The organism is Deferrisoma palaeochoriense, from assembly GCF_054656955.1.
Genome location: NZ_BAAHXI010000009.1, coordinates 56,364 through 73,717, shown reverse-complemented (window position 1 = coordinate 73,717; position 17,354 = coordinate 56,364). Strand labels below are relative to the sequence as shown.

Here is a 17,354-nt window from a genome sequence, read left to right as displayed (position 1 = left end):
AAAACCCTCTGTGGGGTTTCCTCGGTCGCCCGTTCCTTCCTGGGCCGTGCCCCCGTCAACGCGCGCCGATGGCTCCCCCCGGGCAGGGTTTCGGAAACGGGCCAGCCGCGACCTGTCTTGGTTTTCCCAAAAAATGCGGGAAAGCGCGTCCCGAAGGTCAAGACGACGGGGCGACCGGCCGATACCGAAGGGCGGTTCCGCCGCCGTTTCGTCTCTTCGTCGCCATCCGGGAACCGCAGGGAGGAGCTCCATGCGTATCGGCATCCAGGCCAAGGTGTGCGGGTTTCTGACGATCGTGCTCGTGCTCGCCTTCGGGGCGAGCACGTGGGTGAGCACGGCGGGGGCCGTCCGGGCCCTGGGGGCGCTGGGCGAAAAGAGCGCCAGGGCCCTGGAGGCCGCCGGCGTCGCCCGGGCCCGAAGCGTGTTCTCGAGCCTGGAGGCGGGGACCAGGGGCTCGGTGGAGCGCGGCGAGATGGGCGTGTTCGAGGAACTCCTGTCGGACCTCGGGACCGTGGAGGGCGTGGTGGAGGTGGGGCTCACCGACCCCGAGCGCAAGATCGCCTACGCGAGCCGCGAGGAGTCGGTGGATCGGGAATTCGACGCCGAGGCGTTCCGAAAGGCCGCGGCCGCCACCGAGCCCGTGGAGATCCCCGAGGGCAACGAGATCACGGTGATCCGGGCCCACCGGTACGAGGAGCGGTGCCTCGAATGCCACGACGGGGTGAAGCCCGGCGACTTGGCGGGAGCGCTCTACGTGCGGTTCAGCGTGGCCGACGTGGCGAAGGCCCGGGAGGAGACGGTGGCCTTCGTGGCCGGGGCCCGGCGGGCCGGCATCCGCACCGGGGCGGTGGCGGGCCTCGCGGGGCTCGTGGCGGCCGCGCTTGGCACGTGGTTCCTCCAGGCCGGGCTCGTGACCCGGCGGATCCGGCGGTTCGTGGCGCTCTTAAAGGACATGGCCGAGGGGGAGGGGGATCTGACGAAGCGGCTGCCCCTCAAGTATGTGGACTGTTCGAAGGTGATGGAATGCGGCCACGGGGAGTGCGCCTCGTTCGGCAAGCGGGAGGCTTGCTGGAGCCATGTGGGGTCCATGCAGGCCGTCAGGGAGAAGATCCAGTGCCCGACGGTGCTCTCGGGCAAGGTGACGTCCTGTGAGACGTGTGAGGTGTTCCGCGCGGCCGAGCGCGACGAGTTCGACGAGTTGGCCAACTGGTTCAACATCTTCGCCGACAAGATCCGGTACACGGTGGACCAGGTGAAGGCCTCGGCGGCCGAGATGGCGGCGGCGAGCCAGCAGCTTTCGGCGACCACCGCCCAGATCGCCTCGAGCAACGAGGAGGTGTCGCAGCAGACCCAGGCCCTGGCGGCGAGCGGCGAGGAGATGGGAGCCACGGTGCACGAGGTGGCGCGGAACGCCTCGGGGGTGGCCGAGGCCTCGGGCCGGGCCCGGGAGAAGGCCTTGGAGGCCGCCGGGAAGGTGCGCGAGACCGAGGAGGCCCTGGAGCGGATCGCCGAGGTGGTGGCCGGGGCCGGCCGGGTGGTGGAGGGCCTGGGGGCCGAGGCCGAAAAGATCGACGTGGTGATCCGCACCATCGAGGACATCGCGGACCAGACGAACCTGCTGGCCCTGAACGCGGCGATCGAGGCGGCCCGGGCGGGGGAGCACGGCCGGGGGTTCGCGGTGGTGGCCGACGAGGTGCGAAAGCTCGCCGAGAAGACGGTGAAGGCCACCCAGGAGATCGCGCGGACCATCGCGGGGATCCAGGGGGAGACCCAGAAGGCCGTGGCGGCCATGGGCGAAGGGGTGCGGGAGGTGGAGGAGGGGAAGGCCCTGGGGCAGGGGGCGGCCGGGGCGATGGCCGAGGTGGAGGCCGAGGCGTCGGGGGCGGCGGCCCAGGTGGAGCAGATCGCGGCGGCCACCGAGGAGCTCACGGCCACCATCGAGAACCTGGCGATGAACCTCGACCAGATCGCCCAGGGGGTGGGGGAGAACACCCGGGCCGGCGAGGAGATCGCCCGCACGGCCGAGACCGTGGCCCGCAAGGCCGACGAACTGCGCAGCCTCACCGAGCGGTTCCGCACGTAGGAGGCACCCGTGGTGTCACCCGAGCCGCAGGCCCGGGAACCGGCGGTTCCGCCCTCGGACGCGCAGGCGGGGACCGAGCCGGTGCAGGAGGCCGCCCGGGCCGCCGCCCGCTGGGCCTCTTGGCAAACGCTCCTCTCGGCGGGGATCCTCATCCTGGTCGTGGCCGGGTCCTTGGGGTGGAACCTCTGGGGGGAGCACTACCACGCCGAGGAACTGGCCTGGGTGGCCGCCCGCGGGGTGGCCGACACCGTGGTGGCCCTGCGGGCATGGACGGCCGAACAGGGCGGCGTGTACGTCCCGGTCGGGCCGAGGCTGGCCCCCAACCCGTACCTCGACGCGCCCGACCGGGACGTGACCGACAGCCTGGGGCGGCGGCTCACCAAGGTGAACCCGGCGTATCTGACGCGGCTTGTGGCCGCCTGCCTGCCGCCCTCGGCCGGGGTGCGGATCCGGCTGGTGAGCGACCGGCCCCTGCGGCCCCGGAACCGGCCCGAGGGGTGGGAGGTGGAGGCGTTGACCGCGGTGTCGGCCGGCGGCCGCGACGAGTGGGGCCGGGTCGCCGCAGGGCCGACCGGCCGGCGGGAGTTCGAGTATCTGCGCCCGCTCTTGGTGAAGCCCGGGTGTCTCACCTGCCACGCCAAGCAGGGCTACCGGGAGGGCGATCTGCGCGGCGGGCTCAGCGTCGTGCTGGACTACGAGTCCCTGGCGGCGGAAGACCGGGCCCGGATGGGGGCCCTGGTCGGGGGCCACGCCGTGGCCCTGGCGGCCGGGCTTTGGGCGGTGCTGTGGCTCGGGGCACGGCTTCGGGCCCGGGCGAAGGCCCTGGAGATCGCCCTGGGACGGGTGCGGGTGCTGGAGGGGATTTTGCCGATCTGCGCCTCCTGCAAGAAGATCCGGGTGGAGGGGGGTGACCCCGGGGATCCCGAGGACTGGGAGCCTGTGGAGGCCTATGTGATGGAGCGAAGCCACGCCCAGTTTAGCCACGGCTTGTGCCCAGAGTGCCTGGATAAACTGTATCCCGACCTGCGCAAAAGGCGCCCGCAAGAGAAATCCTGAAGGCACGTCCGTAACGAAAGGAGAGACATGATGCGTTGGGATGCCCAAATGGCTACGGGAATTTCGAAGGTGGATGCACAGCACAAGGAACTCATTCGGCAGGTGAACGGGCTCCTTGACGCCATGAAAGAGGGCAAAGGGCGCCAACTCATCGGCGACATCCTGGCGTTCCTGGGGAAATACGCGGTGGAGCACTTCGCCACCGAGGAGGCCCTGATGCAGCGGCACGGCTACCCGGGCTACGCCGAGCACAAGGCGATCCACGAGGCGTTCAAGAAGGACTTTGGGGCTCTCGCGGCCGAGTACGACCAAAACCCCGAAAAGCTCTCCGTCACGATCCAGGTGCAGCGCCGGGTCATGGACTGGCTCCGGGACCATATCCTGGGAATCGACCAAAAGTTGGGCGCCTTCCTGCGGGAAAAGGGCGTGGCGTGAGTCGGGCGGGGCTGCGAGGTGAAATCCGACGGGCCGGCTCCGGAAGAGCCGGCCCGTTGACCATGCCTTCCAGCCGATCAGCCCGGCGTCGATCAAGGACTCCACGTGGCCGGCGGGGCGTGGGGGACTGCTTCCGGCCGGGCCAACCTTTCGTCCGAGTCCCATCTTGCCCCCCACCGCCCCCGAGTCAAGGCGCCGCCGCGGGACTCGCCTCGATCCGGTAGCCGGCCTGCAGGAGAGCCGCGGTGAGCCGGCCGATGTGGTCGAAGCCCCGGGTTTCCACCTCCACCTCGACCCGGGTGCGGCCCAGGGGCAGGTCCACGCTGAGGCGGTCGTGGAAGATGTGGAGGATGTTCCCCTGCTCCCGGGCCACCACCGAGAGGAGATCGTGGAGGGAACCAGGGCTGTCGTCGAGCACCACCCGGAACCGCAGGATCCGCCCCGTTCGCATGAGGCCCTGCTCCAGGATGCGGTCGAGCACGTTGAGATCCAGATTCCCCCCGCTCACCACGAGAACGATGCGCCGCCCCTTCACCCGGTCAGGGGGGACGGCCATGAGGGCCGCCACGGGCACGGCCCCGGCCCCCTCGGCCAGGAGCTTCTTGCGCTCCAGCAGCGTCACCACGGCCAGGGCGATCCGGCTTTCCTCCACGAGGAGAACCTCGTCCATGGTTTCGCGCAAAACGCGGAACGGCCGGTCTCCGACCCGGGGAACCCGGATCCCGTCGGCCAGGGTGCGGTCGGCCGGAACCTCGACGGGTTCGCCCTTTCGGAGAGCCTCCAGGGCCGCCGGGCAGGCCTGGGTCTGGACCCCGACGATCCGGGCCTTGGGAAGCCGGTTCTTGACCGCCAGGGCCACGCCGGCCGCGAGCCCCCCGCCGCCGACGGGAACCCAAACCTCGTCGAACTCCGGGAGTTGGGAGGTGATCTCCAGGCCCACGGTCCCCTGGCCCGCGATCACGTCGTCGTCGTCGAAGGGATGGAGAAACGTGTACCCCTCGTCCGCAAGTTCCCACGCCCGCTCGAGCGCCTCGGCCACGGTCTTCCCGTGCAGGAGGACCCGGGCCCCGTAATCCCGGGTGGCGACCTGTTTCGAGATCGAGGCGCCCTCGGGCATGACCACGGTGGAGGGGATGCCCAGTTCCGCCGCGGCGAGCGCCACGCCCTGGGCATGGTTTCCGGCCGAGGCGGCCACCACGCCGTTCGGGCCCACCTGGTCCCGGATCCGCCAGAGTTTGTGGGCCGCGCCGCGCACCTTGAACGAGCCCGTGCGCTGGAGGTTCTCGAGCTTCAGGAACACCTCGGCCCCCGTCTGGCGGCTGAGTTGCTCCGACCGCAGGAGCGGGGTGGGGGGAAACCGCCGGGAAACGATCTCCATGGCTTCCTGGATGCGTGCGATATCCAACATGGGGGAGGCTTCCTCCTGAAAGCAGGACGCTCGTTGCGCTTCTTACCATCCGGAAAGGGCGCGAAGCATACCCCTTCGGCCTCCGGCGGTAAACCGCGCCCGCGGCACGATGCGTGCATTGTTTCACAACCGATCGCCGGGAGGACGCGGCGGCGAGGCGCCCCAGCGAACGGGTCGTGGAGCGCTGGAACACGAATTCCTTCAAAAGGATTGCCGGGGGCGGGTGGGGGGCTGGTTTCCGTAGCAACCACGGGGGCCGGACAACACGTTCGCTGGTGTTGGCAGCATCCGAGCCGGAATCTGAGAGGTGTGAAATGGCGCGGTACGCGGGATGGGGGCTGGGGATTTTGGCGCTTGTGCTGGGTGTGGTGGCCCACGGATCGGCCGCGGAGTCCCGTTCTTCCGGGGTGATGGGCGGGGATCGGCCGTGGATCGTGGTTCCGACGATGCGGGTGGAGGATCTGGCCGAGCGCCTGGGAGAGGAAGGTCTTGTTGTGATCGACGTGACCTGTAGGGAGCGGCGCAGCCGCCTCTCGGGACAAATCCCGGGGGCCGTGTGGCGGGACTGCACCCGGGTCGAAGAGTGGGCGCCCGAGTTCCGAAAGGATCAGCTCCTGGTTGTGTACTGCGCCTGACTCGAAAAGCCCAAGAGCGCCCGGGTGGTGCAAAAACTCCAAAAGCTTGGGTTTACCAACGCCTTCCACCTGGAAGGGGGGTGGTTGGCCTGGAAACGCGCCGGCTATCCGGTGGAGCCGCTGCCGCCCTCCTCGTCCGCCGAGGAGGACGGCCGCAGGTGATCGCGGAGCCGGCGGGTCTCCTCCACGATGATCGCCCCCGGGATCGTGCGGGTGAGCCGTAGGCCCACCTGATCCCCTTCGACGCGGATCACCGTGCCCTGGACCCGGGCCCAGCGGCCCGTGGGGAACTCCACCCGCCCCTCCACCTCGTCTCCGGGGACGAAGCCGTCTGCGGCCCGGAACCGGATCCCTTCCTCCGAGGCGTCCAGCACCTCGAACCACCGGGGTTCGCCGTTCCCCCCGTTGCCCAGGATCCCAAACCGGGGGCGGTCTCCCTCGGGGTAGTGGATCCGGTAGGTTTCGCGCCGGTTGCCGGCCAGGTGCCGCTCCAGGTCGAACCCCCGCTTCCTGCGGGTACGCTCCCGGGCGAGGCTGGAGCCCACAAGCGCAAGCCCCGCCACTCCCAGGAAGAAGAAGCCGGCGAAGTACCGGGTGGCGTCCGGAGAGTCGGCGAACCGGGTGGCCTTGAGCCAGGCGGCGGCCCCCAGGCCCACCACGAGAAGGACGAGCACGGCGCGTCGCAGCACGGTTCCTTTCCTCCTTCGACCCGATGGGGTGTTTCTCCCTCCTATCGGCACAAGGCCCCGAAAACCCAAGCCCGGGGTGCAACCCGTGGGGCTCTGTGGCAAAATGCCCGCGGTTCCAGGAACGGGGGGACGAGGAGGCGGAGGATGCGGGTGCAGGTGGAAGGGGGGAAGGCCATCATGGGGCGGCTCGAACGGGGGGACGATCTCCTGGAGGGGCTCACCCGGGTGTGCCGTGAGGAGGGCGTGCGGCTGGGCCGCATCGAGGCCCTGGGGGCGGTGGAGCGGGCGGTGGTGGGTTTCTACGACCAGGCGGCCTACGAGTACCGGTACCACGAGCTCGACGAACCCCTGGAGATCCTCTGCCTCGTGGGCAACGTGTCGCTCAAGGACGGCGAGGTGGTGGTGCACGCCCACGTGACGTTGAGCGATGCCCAAGGTCGGGCGTTCGGGGGGCACCTCGCCCCGGGCACCCGGGTGTTCGCCTGCGAGTACGCGATCGAGCCCCTGGAGGGGGCCGAGCTCCACCGGGGCTTCCACGAACCCACCCGGCTCCCCCTCTGGACCCGGGCGACCCGGTGAGGGGCGGAGAGGTTTGGGGCGCGGGGCCCGTAGGCGAAACGCCGGGCCTGACGGACTGATGGTCCCCGGGGGCCGGTGAGGGGTCTGGGGTGTTTCGACTGGCCAAAACCGTCTCCGCCATCGTGCTCGATCCCCTGTGCGTGGTCCTGGGCCTCTGGCTTGTGGCGTTCCTGGCGTTCCGGCGCCGGCCGCGGGCGGCCCGCGCGCTCCTGGCCCTCGGGGGACTCGGGCTCTGGGCCCTGGGGACCGGGCCGGTGGCCGAGCGGCTCGCGGGACCCCTGGAGCGGGCCTATCCGCCCCCGGCCCCGGAGGCCCGGGCGGACGCCGCGGTGGTGCTCGGGGGGGCCGTGGACCTTCGCCACTCGACCCCGGAGCGGGTGGAGCTCTACCACCGGGCGGAGCGGATCCTGGAGGGGATCCGGCTTTGGAGGGAGGGCCGGGTGCGGCTCCTCGTGTTCTCCGGGGGGAGCGGGGACCCCGACCTCCCCGAGGCGAACGAGGCGGGGTACATGGCGGCGCTGGCCCGGCGCCTGGGGGTGCCGGACTCCGCCATCCGGGTGCAGGCGAAGAGCCGAACCACGGCCGAGGATGCCCGGTACACCGTGCCGCTCCTGCGGCAGTGGGGGGTGGAGACGTTTTTCCTGGTGACCACGGCCATGGACATGCCCCGGGCCGTGGCCTGTTTTCGCAAGTGGGGCGCGGAGCCCGTGCCGTACCCGGTGGACTACCGGGTGACGCCCCCGGGCCGCGGGTGGCGCCGGTGGATCCCCGGGGTTTCGACCCTGGCGCTCTCGGACGAGGCGATCCACGAATACGTGGGCTACGCCGCGTACTGGCTCACGGGGAAACTTTGAAGGCAATGGCCCAGGAGGAACCCTTGAACCTGACGGTCCGCGTGGTGTCCTGGCCCGAGGCCCAGGAGGCCGCGACCCGGGTGCGCACCGAGGTGTTCGTGCACGAGCAGGGGGTGCCACCCGAGATCGAGATGGACGACCTCGATCCGGCCTGCGCCCACGCCCTGGCCGAGGACGCCGCGGGCCGGCCCGTGGGCACCGGGCGGCTCCTGCCCGACGGCCGGGTGGGCCGCATGGCCGTGCTCCGGGCCTGGCGGGGCCGGGGCGTGGGCCGCCGGATCCTGGAGGCCCTGGAAGCCGAGGCCCGGCGGCGGGGCATGAAGACCCTGCGGCTCCACGCCCAGGTCGCGGCCCGGGGGTTTTACGAGAAGCTCGGCTACCGGGCCCACGGCCCGGTGTTCCAGGAGGCCGGCATCCCCCACGTGGAGATGGAGAAGGACCTCAACTGAGTCAACCGGCGGCCTCTTCCCGGGGGATTTCACCACGGAGGGCACGGAGAGCACGGAGAAGGGGGGGCGGGTGCCGATGTGGGAGCGGCGTCCACGCCGCGATCCGGGCCGAAGGCCCGCGCACCGCGATCCAGGGTTTGGAGCGCGGAAACGGGGAGGGGCCCCAGCCACGGAAGGTCCCGGGAGGCGCCAAGTGGCCAAACCATTCGCGATTCACGACTTCACGATTCACGGCACTTGAGCTTCCCAGCCTCCCAGCTTCCTAGCCTACAAGCGGCCCAGCCGCGCGAGAGAAGTGAACGATGACCACCCAGGCACTGCGGCGGGTCTCGGACCTGCTCGAGATGATCAAGTTCAGCCATACGATCTTTGCGCTGCCGTTCGCGCTCACCGGCATGGTGCTGGCGGCGGGCGGGGTGCCGTCGGCCGGCACCGTGCTGGGGATCGTGGCTGCCATGGTGGGGGCCCGCACGGCGGCCATGGCCTGGAACCGGCTGGCCGACGCCGAGATCGACGCCAAAAACCCCCGCACCGCCGAACGCCACATCCCGGCGGGGGTCGTAGGGCGGGGCGAGGCCTGGGCCCTGGTGGTGGGGGGCGTGGTGCTCCTGGAGGCCGCGGCCTGGTTCCTGAACCCCCTATGCCTCCGGCTCTCGCCCCTGGCGCTCGGGGTGATCTTCCTCTACCCCTACACCAAGCGGTTCACCTGGCTGTGCCACTACCTCCTGGGGCTTGCGCTCGCGGCGGCGCCGCTCGGGGCGTGGATCGCGGTCACCGGGGAGTGGAGCTGGCGGATCGTGCCCCTGGGGCTCGCCGTGCTCCTGTGGACCGCGGGGTTCGACGTGCTCTACGCCTTGCAGGACCTGGAGTTCGACCGGGCCGAGGGCCTCCACAGCGTGCCCCAGCGGTGGGGCAAGGGCCGGGCCCTTCGGCTCGCGGCCCGGCTCCACCTCGCCATGTTCGCGCTCCTCGCGCTCCAGATCCCCCTCTTCGGCCTCGGCGGGTGGTACCTCCTGGGGCTCGTCGTGACGGCGGTGCTTCTCCTCTACGAGCACTCCCTCGTGACCCCCTACGACCTCTCCCGGCTGGACACCGCCTTTTTCACCATGAACGGGGTGGTGAGCGTGGTGGTGTTCCTGGCCACCTTCCTCGACGTGGTGGCCCGATGAGCGCGCGCGCCCTGGAACGGGTCCGGGCCAAGGTCGAGGCCGGCGAGCGGCTGGACGAGGCCGACGCCCTGGCCCTTCTGACCGCCGACGATCTCCTCACGGTGGGGGAACTGGCCGACCGGGCCAACCGGGCCCAAAACGGCCTTCGGGTGTTCTTCAACGTGAACCGCCACATCAACCCCACGAACGTGTGCGTGAACCGGTGCCGGTTCTGCGCCTTCAGCCGGAGCCCGGGGCAGGCCGGCGCCTACACCCTGGCGGCCGACGAGGTGCTGGCCCGGGCGGCCGAGGCCGACCGGGCGGGAGCCACCGAGGTCCACATCGTGGGCGGGCTCCACCCGGATCTGCGCTTCGGCTGGTACCGGGACCTGGTGGCCGAGATCCACCGCCGCCACCCCCGGCTCCACATCAAGGGGTTCACCGCCGTGGAGATCGACCACTTCGCCCGGATGGGCGGAGGGTCGGCCGAAAACGTCCTCCGCGAGCTGAAGGACGCGGGCCTGGGGAGCCTCCCGGGCGGCGGGGCCGAGCTCCTGCCCGAGCCGATCCGCAGCCGGATCTGCCCCGAGAAGATCCCCGGGGCCCGGTGGCTCGAGATCATGGAGATCGCCCACGGCCTGGGGCTTCGCTCCAACGCCACCATGCTCTACGGCCACGTGGAGCGCCCCGAGGACCGGGTGGAGCACCTGCGGCTCCTGCGGGACCTCCAGGACCGCACCGGGGGGTTCCAGGCGTTCATCCCGCTCGCGTTCCAGCCGCTCCACTCCGATCTCGCCAAGGGCCGGGGCACCACCGGGTTCGACGACCTGCGCACCCTGGCCGCGGCGCGGCTCTACCTCGACAACTTCCGGCACATCAAGGCGTACTGGGTGATGCTCGGGGAGAAGGTGGCCCAACTGTCGCTCCACTTCGGGGTAAACGACCTCGACGGCACCGTGGTGGAGGAGAAGATCGCCCACGAGGCCGGGGCCACGAGCCGGGGGGCTCTCACCCGGGAGGAGCTCGTGGCCCTGATCGAGGAGGCGGGCCGGGTGCCGGTGGAGCGCGACACCCTGTACCGCCCGGTGGTGCGCGAGGGCGCCACGTGGCGCGTGGCCGCGGAGGGGGCGGCGTGAGCCGGGTAGGCCGGGCCGAGGCCCTGGAGCTCTTCCGGGACGCCCCGCTCCTGGAGCTCGGCCGCCGGGCCGACGAGGTGCGCCGCCGGCTCCACCCCGAGGGCCGGGTCACCTTCGTGGTGGACCGGAACATCAACTTCACCAACGTGTGCACCTGCCAGTGCCGGTTCTGCGCCTTCTACCGGAAGCCCGGCGACCCCGAGGGGTACGTGCTCACCCACGAGGAGGTCCTGGCCAAGGTCGAGGAGCTCGTGGCCCACGGCGGAACCCAGGTGCTCATGCAGGGGGGGCTCCACCCGGATCTCCCCCTGGAGTGGTTCGAGGACCTCTTCCGGAAGATCAAGAAGCGGTTTCCCCAGGTCCAGAACCACAGCCTCTCCCCGGCCGAGATCACCCACCTGGCGCGGATCTCGGGGCTCGACCTCGCGGAAACCCTCCGGCGGCTGCGGGAGGCGGGGCTCGACTCGGTGCCCGGCGGGGGGGCCGAGGTGCTGGTGGACCGGGTGCGGCGGGAGATCAGCCCCAACAAGATCGGGTGGCGCCAGTGGATGGCCGTGATGGAGGAGGCCCACCGCCAGGGCATGCCCACCACGGCCACCCTGATGTTCGGCGCCACCGAGACCGACGAGGACCTGGTGGACCACCTCTTGCGGATCCGGGATCTCCAGGACCGCACCGGCGGGTTCACCGCCTTCATCCCCTGGACGTTCCAGCCCGACCGCACCGAGCTCGGCCGGGCCGAGGGCATCCGGAAGACCGGGGCCGTGCGCTACCTGCGAATGCTCGCGCTCTCGCGGATCGTGCTCGAAAACGTGCCCAACCTCCAGGCCTCCTGGGTCACCCAGGGAGACAAGATCGCCCAGGTGGCGCTGCGGTTCGGGGCCAACGACATGGGGGGCACCATGTTGGAGGAGAACGTGGTGGCGGCCACCGGGGTGCGGTTCCGGCTCGACCGGGAACGGCTGGTGGAGCTCATCCGCGACGCCGGGTTCGTGCCGGCCCAGCGGACCACCACCTACCGGATTCTCCGGGAGTTCTAGACGGATGGGGCGACTCCGCGTTGCCTTGGAGCCGGCTCTGTTCTAAGATGCACAAGGCGCGGGAAAGCCGGGTTTCGGCATCCCGGCCTTCGAGCTTTCCAGCGTTCTAGCTTTCCAGCCTGTAAGGAGACGGCCATGGGCCAAGGCAAGTACCCGGGAGAGGGACGGGAACGGCGGCGGGACCCGCGGGTGGAGGCCACGTTTCCCCTTCGGGTGTCCGAGGACGGCGAGGGGGTCAAGGCCGAGTCGATCAACATCTCGACCCGGGGCCTTTACTGCCGGGTGCCGCGGTACGTGGGTCTCTTTTCGAAGCTGAAGGTGGCCCTGGATCTCCCCATGGGCGACGGCCGCCACGAGACCCTGGAGTGTGACGGGGTGGTCGTCCGGGTGGACCCGGAGCGGGAAACCCCCGGGGTGCGCGAATATCGCCTGGCCATCTACTTCCTGAACCTCGACGCCCCGGGCGCCCGGGTGATCGAGGAGTTCCTGGCCGCCACCCAGAACTGATGACGGCTCAGGTGATGATCTCCCGGAAGTCCACCACCTTCTTGCGCACGGCGTAGAGCACGGTGTCGAGGGCCGACTGCTTGGAGTAGCCGAACCGCCTCGACATGTTTCGCAGCACGTTTTCCGCGAACTCGGTGACGCGGGGATCCAGGGCCGCGTAGGCCTCGGGTTCCCGCTTTTTCTTGAAGAACGCCTCCACGAGTTTCGGCGCGTCCACCTCCCCCGCGGCCCGGCGGTGGCCGAGGAGGCGCTCGTACTCGGCGGCGAACACGGTGAGCACGTTGTCCCGCCGGGAGGCAACCACGGATTTCCCGGGCTCCAGGATGAGTTCCCCCGAGGCCTGGAGGTCCAGGAACCGCTGGGCGGTTTCGTTCCGGAACGCGATGCCGCTTCGACCCGGGGCGAGGATCCGCTCGATCGACTCCAGGAACGCCTCGTCGGGCTTGTCCACCTTCTCCCCGGACTGGGGGTCCACGTAGGTGTACTTGGGCACCATGATGTGGGCGAAGGCCCGGTTGGCGTGGGCCTTGGCGAGAAGGGCGTGCTGGAGGTAGCGCCGCAGGTCCAGGGCGATCTCGTCCGGGTCGCGGTTCACCGTGGCCACGGTGATCTCCCGGCGGATGATGTCCCAGTACAGGGCCTGGGCCACCCGGGCGAGTCCCTCGAAGTCCCCGTAATCCGCCTCCCCCTCCTGAAAGTTTACGAACCCCACGACCCGGGGCGGGATGGGCTTTCGACCCTTGCGGTACGCGGGGTCGATGGCGAGCCAGTGGTGCAGCTCGGCACCCCCCTCGAAGATCCGCCGCAACTGGGCGAAAAACGTGCCCACGTGCACCCGCAGGCCGTCGGAGTTGGCGATGGTGTCGCGCATGATGTTCTGGAGTTGCCGCACGGAGATCCCGTGGCGGCCCTCGTTGGGGTAGTGCTCCTGGATGAGGGCCCGCATGAACGGGTCGTCCACGAGCTTGAGCTCCTCGGCCGTGAACACCCCGCTCTGCTCCAGGCTGATCCGACCCGGGTCCGGGGCGATGAGCCGGCCCAGGGCCTCGTCGTCGTGGATGTTGATGGAGCGCTTGATCATCTCGCTCCGGAACGGGTGCCAGTGGGGGAGCTTGCGAATCGTGGCGATCGGGTCCTCGGAGCGGCAGGCGTAGATGAAGAGCTTCTGCTCGGGGGTGATGGAGCAGAAGAGCTTCTTCTTGTCCTCGTCCCAGTCGGCCGGGGGCTTCTGGGGCGGCAGGAGCCGGGTGAGCACCGCGAAGTACGCGGCCACCCGCAAGAGGTTCGGGTCCACGTCGTACTTCTGGCGCATGTTCGCGAGATCCCGCCGCAGGATCTCCATCTCCGACTGGGCGTCCAGAAGGTAGTTCACCGGGATCTTCTCGATCCGATCCAGCAGCTTCGAGGAGGTGAGCTGGCGCTCGAGTTGGGCCATCTCCTCCAGGTTGGTCGTCAGGATCACGGTCGTGTCCACGGCCGTCTGGGTGGCTTCCACCGAGGCCCGGCCGCTCCCCAGGAGCATCAGCAGCGGCTTGTAGTCGCGCTCCGAAGGGCCGTCGGGCCCGATGCCCCCGAACGCGTCGTGAATGTGCAGAAGGCCCCGGTTCGCCGCCACCAGCGCCCCCTGGTACTCCCGGAGCCGGGTCCCCGGCAGGTGCTCGGCCAACACGGCCCGGTCGTCCCCGCCGAGTTCCACGGGGTGCACCGTGATCCGCAGTTCCCGCATGTCGTCGATGTTGGCGATGCCCTTGGCCTGGGCGTTCGAGAACTCCACCTCCTCCACCCGCACGTACTCCTCGATCACGTCGAACAGGGTCTTTCCGATGTTCCGGGGGTGGAGAAGGAGCGACTCCAGGATGTCGAGGCTTCGCTTGTCGAGGTTCGCGTGCTGGAAGTACGTGGGCACGATGATCTTTTCGTGCTTGCCCCGCCGGGCGTTGATGAGCTCGAACAGCTCCTGGCGGGGGTGCCGGATAGTGGAGTCCTCCTGGAGGCTCGTGGGGAACAGGAGCACCGGGTTGTGCAGGAACTGGGGCCTGAGCTCCACCACGCGGCCGTTTCGGCCCTCGAACCGGAAGAAGAAGGTGAAGATCGAGGTGTGGTGCTCCTTGGTGTACTCCTCCAAGGCCAGGCTGATCAGGTCCACGATGTTCGTCTTGCCCGAGGCCGGCGGCCCCACGAGCACGATGCCCCGGTTGGGCCCCGACTCCTTGCCCATGGCCTCGATCACGTCCACCACGTGCTTGATGCAAAACTCCTGGCCGAACACGGCGTTGGTGCCGCCGGAGAAGGGGTCCTTGAAGATCTCGTAGCTCAGGGTGGGCTCGCCGCTTCGCACGACGATCCGGAACCCGAAGTGCTCGATGGCCTCCCAGATCAGGGTCGAGCTCGTGCGCAGGGCCTCGTCGGGCTTTTCGACGAGGTAGTCCACGAACTCGGAAAACCGGAGGCTTCGCTTGCGAAACCTCCCGAGCAGGCTGCGGAACTCTTCGTGGTGCATGGCGGGCCTCATGGCTGGAAGCTGGGCGGCCAGGCGGCTGGGCAGCTGGGCGGTTCAACCCCCTTGCGATCCGGGCGTCTTCGCGTGTTCCCCCCGTAGCGAACTCAACTCCCTCCGTGTCCTCCGTGTCCTCCGTGGTTCAACCCCCGCCCCGGTCACGCGGCGAGCGCCTTTTCCCCCCGGAGCATCCGGTGGCGCACCTCGTCGAACTCCACCGGTTCCACCTCCTCCTGGGCGTACCGGCCGCCGGCGTAGGCGTGGAGCGTCGATCGGGTCACGAGCGCCACCGGGCCCTTCCAGATCCGGTTCAGGTTCCGGAGCGTCGGCCGGATCCAGTCCTGCCGGAGCGCCCGGCCGTCGTCCCGGTGGTAGAGCAGGAGCCCCCCGTCCCGGAACTCGGTATCCACCACGTAGATCCGGGGCCGGTAGAAGTGCACGTAGAACCGGAGCATCTCCTTTCGGACCTCCTCCGGGTCGAGCCACACCCAGCGCTCGTCCATCCGGTAGGCGTCGGCCGGCCGGATGCCCATGCGTTCGGCCAGGGGACGGGGCAGCCGGTTGAGGTGCAGATCCTCCACCGCCTCCTTCGTGAGGTACCGGCGCAGGAACTCGGCGTCGGTGGTGGTTCGCACGATGCGGCCCATGGCCTCGATGGGGTCCACCCCGGTGTCCCGCCGCCAGGTTTCCCGCTTGAGAAGGTCCTTCTCCTCCAGGTACTCCAGGGTGAGCCGGCCGGCCCGCAGGTCGTCCTCGATGCGGCACCAGAGGTTGTAGCCCAGGTGGTAGGGGTTCCGCTGGAAATAGGGTCGGGGCGCGCACACCCCCGAGAACACCTTGGCGTACTCGATCACCCCCGGGATCACCCGCTCCCGGAAGAGCTCCATCATGATCTTCTTCTCCCAGTACATGGCCCAGCCCTCGTTCATGATCTGGGTGCGGATCACGAACTCCTGGGGCGCCCGGGTGAAGTAGAGATACTCGAGCACCCGCCGCTCGGCCGGGCTCAGGGGCGCGTAGAGCCGCAGGAACCCCAGTACGTCCTGGCAGGGGGCCCGGAGCACGTACCCCCGCCGGCCCAGGGCCTGCTGGCGCCGCTTCTCCCGCACCTCCCGCTCGAACGGGGCCTCCTCGGCGGGCTGGAGGAGCTCCGTGAGGGTGGTGAACACCGGGAGAATCGGCCGGGGCTTGGGCGCGGCGTCCTCCCGGCGCAGCCGGGCCGACGGCCGGGATTCGGACTCCACCGTGTTCTCCAGGTTGTATTGGGATTTGGGGGCCGCGAGGCTCGTGGCCGACTCGCAGGCGTTCCAGAACTCCACGTAGTCCTTGTGGCCCATCTGCTGGCGGGCGAGCTCCACCTTGCGCACCAGGTGGAGCACCCGCTCGGTGCGGTCGGGCTCGGCGTCGCGCAACACGTTCAGGAGCGAGAACTCGCAGTGGCCCACCACGTGGGCCATGACCGAGGCCTGGATCACCGGGGAGTTGGCGCTGTTCAGGTACGCGTAGGCCGGGTCGCCGGGCTGGACCACCTCGTAGTACAGGGTGGTTTCTTGGCCGGTCTCGATCCGGTGGCGGCGGTGCACCATCCGCTTGCCCTCCCAGAGGTTCAGGGGGCTCGCGGGGTAGACGTTTTTTTCGAGGAGCGCCGCGAACTCCAGGCCGTCCAGGAGGAAGAACCGGATCTCCGGCACGGTGCGGCCCAGGTCCCGGGCGATCTCCATCACCCGGTCGACGAGCCGCGAGAGCAGGGGGTCGGTGCGCACGCTACGCACGGCGCTCCTCCCCGAAGAGGGTCTGGATCGTGGCCACGGTTTCCCTCTTGTCCTTGATCTGGGCGAGCCGCACCACCGGGTCGGCCGGGAAGGCCTTTTCCACCTCGCGATTGAGGTAGCTGAAGCGGCTGGGCTTGACCTCCACGAGCCCGATCCGGTTGCACAGGGGCTTCAAAACCTCGCCCAGCACCGCGACGATGTGGGAGGCGTCGTCCTCGAAGAGTTCCCCGTCCCCGAAGTAGAAGGCGTAGAAGTTGGTGGAGCCCACGTCGTACTCGTTCACGGCCACCTGGCCCACCAGCTCGAACACGGGCGCGGCCTTGGTGCCCCCGGCCGTGCTCACCCGGTAGAACGCCTCGGGCTCCACCTCGTAGGCCTCCACGTCGTGGACGAAGAATCGGTGGTCCACGTTGCCGGCCCCGTAGTTGAAGTCAAGCCAGTGGTGGATGAACCCCACGAGCCGTTTTTCCATCTCGAGCCGCTCGCCCCAGGTGGAGTACGAGATGTCGCCCATGTAGAACACCACGGCCTTGAACCGGGGCCGCTCCACCCGCTGGGGCACCTTGTAGCGCCGGTCGCGCCGCCGGAACTGGACCTCGTACCGGCCCTCGTCGGGGTCGTACACCTCGAGCCCGATGCTGGAGCGCAGGGCCCGCCGGAAGGTCCGGCGCTTGTCGAGCACCACCCCCACCGGCCCGAAGGTCCGAAACGTGTACGAGAGTTCCTTGATCCGGCCCTGGCCGGTCTTGGTGAGGTTCGGTAGGCCCAGCCTCCGGGCCACGAGCTCCATGAACCGCTCGTAGGGCATGCTGAACCGCAGCCGGTCCTTCTCCCGCCCCGGCCCCCGGCCCCGCCCGCCGGCCCCGGCCCCCCCGTCGTCGTACACGAAGGTGGGGGGCACGATGTCGTCCATCTCGATCACGATGTCCGAGCCGGCGTCGCCCAGCCGGTCGAGGTCGCCCTCGTTCACGATGTGCTCCACCAGGTCCTCGAGCTCGTTCTCGATGAAGTCGTTGAACAGCCCCTCGGACTCGTTGGATTCGATGACGTCGTCGGCCATGGGGCG

16 protein-coding genes are annotated in these 17,354 nt (G+C 69.7%); 11 read left to right on the top strand and 5 right to left on the bottom strand.

Annotation, left to right across the window (positions count from 1 at the left end):
- The first annotated feature begins 250 nt into the window (after positions 1-250).
- The 3 genes from ACYQ8L_RS04380 to ACYQ8L_RS04370 are packed head-to-tail and all read left to right on the top strand — an operon-like array spanning position 251 to position 3,574.
- Entirely contained in the window at positions 251-2,083 is a 1,833-nt protein-coding gene (locus ACYQ8L_RS04380; RefSeq protein ID WP_459940554.1) for a methyl-accepting chemotaxis protein, read from the top strand.
- 12 nt (positions 2,084-2,095) lie between these two features.
- Complete coding sequence (locus ACYQ8L_RS04375) at positions 2,096-3,139, top strand: Tll0287-like domain-containing protein (protein ID WP_459940553.1); 1,044 nt, start codon at positions 2,096-2,098, stop codon at positions 3,137-3,139.
- 27 nt (positions 3,140-3,166) lie between these two features.
- Positions 3,167-3,574 carry a bacteriohemerythrin gene (locus ACYQ8L_RS04370; RefSeq protein ID WP_459940552.1) on the top strand — a complete coding sequence of 136 codons (408 nt, stop codon included), beginning with the start codon at positions 3,167-3,169 and terminating at the stop codon, positions 3,572-3,574.
- A gap of 187 nt (positions 3,575-3,761) precedes the next feature.
- On the opposite strand, the gene ilvA is transcribed toward ACYQ8L_RS04370, so the two are convergent.
- Positions 3,762-4,982: a threonine ammonia-lyase gene (gene ilvA / locus ACYQ8L_RS04365; protein WP_459940551.1), complete on the bottom strand. Its 1,221-nt coding sequence runs from the start codon at positions 4,980-4,982 to the stop codon at positions 3,762-3,764.
- Between the two features lie 314 nt (positions 4,983-5,296).
- Between ilvA and ACYQ8L_RS04360 the strand changes: the two genes are divergently transcribed.
- Positions 5,297-5,617 carry a rhodanese-like domain-containing protein gene (locus ACYQ8L_RS04360; protein WP_459940550.1) on the top strand — a complete coding sequence of 107 codons (321 nt, stop codon included), beginning with the start codon at positions 5,297-5,299 and terminating at the stop codon, positions 5,615-5,617.
- Between the two features lie 104 nt (positions 5,618-5,721).
- Here the strand turns inward: ACYQ8L_RS04360 and ACYQ8L_RS04355 are convergent, their stop codons facing one another.
- The gene (locus ACYQ8L_RS04355; protein WP_459940549.1) at positions 5,722-6,306 is read right to left on the bottom strand and encodes a PilZ domain-containing protein; all 585 of its coding nucleotides are present in this window, start codon (positions 6,304-6,306) and stop codon (positions 5,722-5,724) included.
- A gap of 144 nt (positions 6,307-6,450) precedes the next feature.
- On the opposite strand from ACYQ8L_RS04355, the gene ACYQ8L_RS04350 reads away from it, so the two are divergent.
- The 7 genes from ACYQ8L_RS04350 (at position 6,451) to ACYQ8L_RS04320 (ending at position 12,019) form a co-directional block, all read left to right on the top strand.
- Positions 6,451-6,885: a PPC domain-containing DNA-binding protein gene (locus ACYQ8L_RS04350; RefSeq protein WP_459940548.1), complete on the top strand. Its 435-nt coding sequence runs from the start codon at positions 6,451-6,453 to the stop codon at positions 6,883-6,885.
- Positions 6,886-6,974: 89 nt separating this feature from the next.
- Positions 6,975-7,739 carry a YdcF family protein gene (locus ACYQ8L_RS04345; RefSeq protein ID WP_459940547.1) on the top strand — a complete coding sequence of 255 codons (765 nt, stop codon included), beginning with the start codon at positions 6,975-6,977 and terminating at the stop codon, positions 7,737-7,739.
- Positions 7,740-7,762: 23 nt separating this feature from the next.
- Positions 7,763-8,188: a GNAT family N-acetyltransferase gene (locus ACYQ8L_RS04340; protein WP_459940546.1), complete on the top strand. Its 426-nt coding sequence runs from the start codon at positions 7,763-7,765 to the stop codon at positions 8,186-8,188.
- Between the two features lie 302 nt (positions 8,189-8,490).
- Complete coding sequence (locus ACYQ8L_RS04335; protein ID WP_459940545.1) at positions 8,491-9,357, top strand: UbiA-like polyprenyltransferase; 867 nt, start codon at positions 8,491-8,493, stop codon at positions 9,355-9,357.
- The gene (gene mqnE / locus ACYQ8L_RS04330; protein ID WP_459940544.1) at positions 9,354-10,472 is read left to right on the top strand and encodes an aminofutalosine synthase MqnE; all 1,119 of its coding nucleotides are present in this window, start codon (positions 9,354-9,356) and stop codon (positions 10,470-10,472) included. The genes ACYQ8L_RS04335 and mqnE overlap by 4 nt, the downstream gene beginning before the upstream one ends.
- Complete coding sequence (gene mqnC / locus ACYQ8L_RS04325; protein WP_459940543.1) at positions 10,469-11,512, top strand: cyclic dehypoxanthinyl futalosine synthase; 1,044 nt, start codon at positions 10,469-10,471, stop codon at positions 11,510-11,512. Before mqnE ends, mqnC begins: the two co-directional genes overlap by 4 nt.
- 135 nt (positions 11,513-11,647) lie before the next feature.
- Positions 11,648-12,019 (top strand): PilZ domain-containing protein, encoded by a 372-nt coding sequence (locus ACYQ8L_RS04320; RefSeq protein WP_459940542.1) that lies wholly within the window; start codon positions 11,648-11,650, stop codon positions 12,017-12,019.
- A 7-nt stretch (positions 12,020-12,026) separates the two neighbouring features.
- Here the strand turns inward: ACYQ8L_RS04320 and ACYQ8L_RS04315 are convergent, their stop codons facing one another.
- The 3 genes from ACYQ8L_RS04315 to ACYQ8L_RS04305 all read right to left on the bottom strand — a co-directional run bounded on the left by ACYQ8L_RS04315 (position 12,027) and on the right by ACYQ8L_RS04305 (position 17,348).
- Entirely contained in the window at positions 12,027-14,519 is a 2,493-nt protein-coding gene (locus ACYQ8L_RS04315; RefSeq protein WP_459940541.1) for a hypothetical protein, read from the bottom strand.
- A 155-nt stretch (positions 14,520-14,674) separates the two neighbouring features.
- Positions 14,675-16,288 (bottom strand): SpoVR family protein, encoded by a 1,614-nt coding sequence (locus tag ACYQ8L_RS04310; protein WP_459940540.1) that lies wholly within the window; start codon positions 16,286-16,288, stop codon positions 14,675-14,677.
- Positions 16,281-17,348, bottom strand: coding sequence for a DUF444 family protein (locus tag ACYQ8L_RS04305; RefSeq protein ID WP_459940539.1), 1,068 nt, complete (start codon positions 17,346-17,348; stop codon positions 16,281-16,283). Before ACYQ8L_RS04305 ends, ACYQ8L_RS04310 begins: the two co-directional genes overlap by 8 nt.
- Between the last annotated feature and the right edge of the window lie 6 nt (positions 17,349-17,354).

What these genes read in the sequence shown, in the direction of transcription:
- ACYQ8L_RS04350 (WP_459940548.1), top strand. Translation starts at nt 6,451, where the DNA reads ATGCGGGTGCAGGTGGAAGGGGGGAAGGCCATCATGGGGCGGCTCGAA.
- mqnE (WP_459940544.1), top strand. Translation starts at nt 9,354, where the DNA reads ATGAGCGCGCGCGCCCTGGAACGGGTCCGGGCCAAGGTCGAGGCCGGC.
- ACYQ8L_RS04370 (WP_459940552.1), top strand. Translation starts at nt 3,167, where the DNA reads ATGATGCGTTGGGATGCCCAAATGGCTACGGGAATTTCGAAGGTGGAT.
- ACYQ8L_RS04360 (WP_459940550.1), top strand. Translation starts at nt 5,297, where the DNA reads ATGGCGCGGTACGCGGGATGGGGGCTGGGGATTTTGGCGCTTGTGCTG.
- ACYQ8L_RS04335 (WP_459940545.1), top strand. Translation starts at nt 8,491, where the DNA reads ATGACCACCCAGGCACTGCGGCGGGTCTCGGACCTGCTCGAGATGATC.
- ACYQ8L_RS04315 (WP_459940541.1), bottom strand. Translation starts at nt 14,519, where the DNA reads ATGCACCACGAAGAGTTCCGCAGCCTGCTCGGGAGGTTTCGCAAGCGA.
- ACYQ8L_RS04380 (WP_459940554.1), top strand. Translation starts at nt 251, where the DNA reads ATGCGTATCGGCATCCAGGCCAAGGTGTGCGGGTTTCTGACGATCGTG.
- ilvA (WP_459940551.1), bottom strand. Translation starts at nt 4,982, where the DNA reads ATGTTGGATATCGCACGCATCCAGGAAGCCATGGAGATCGTTTCCCGG.
- ACYQ8L_RS04320 (WP_459940542.1), top strand. Translation starts at nt 11,648, where the DNA reads ATGGGCCAAGGCAAGTACCCGGGAGAGGGACGGGAACGGCGGCGGGAC.
- ACYQ8L_RS04305 (WP_459940539.1), bottom strand. Translation starts at nt 17,348, where the DNA reads ATGGCCGACGACGTCATCGAATCCAACGAGTCCGAGGGGCTGTTCAAC.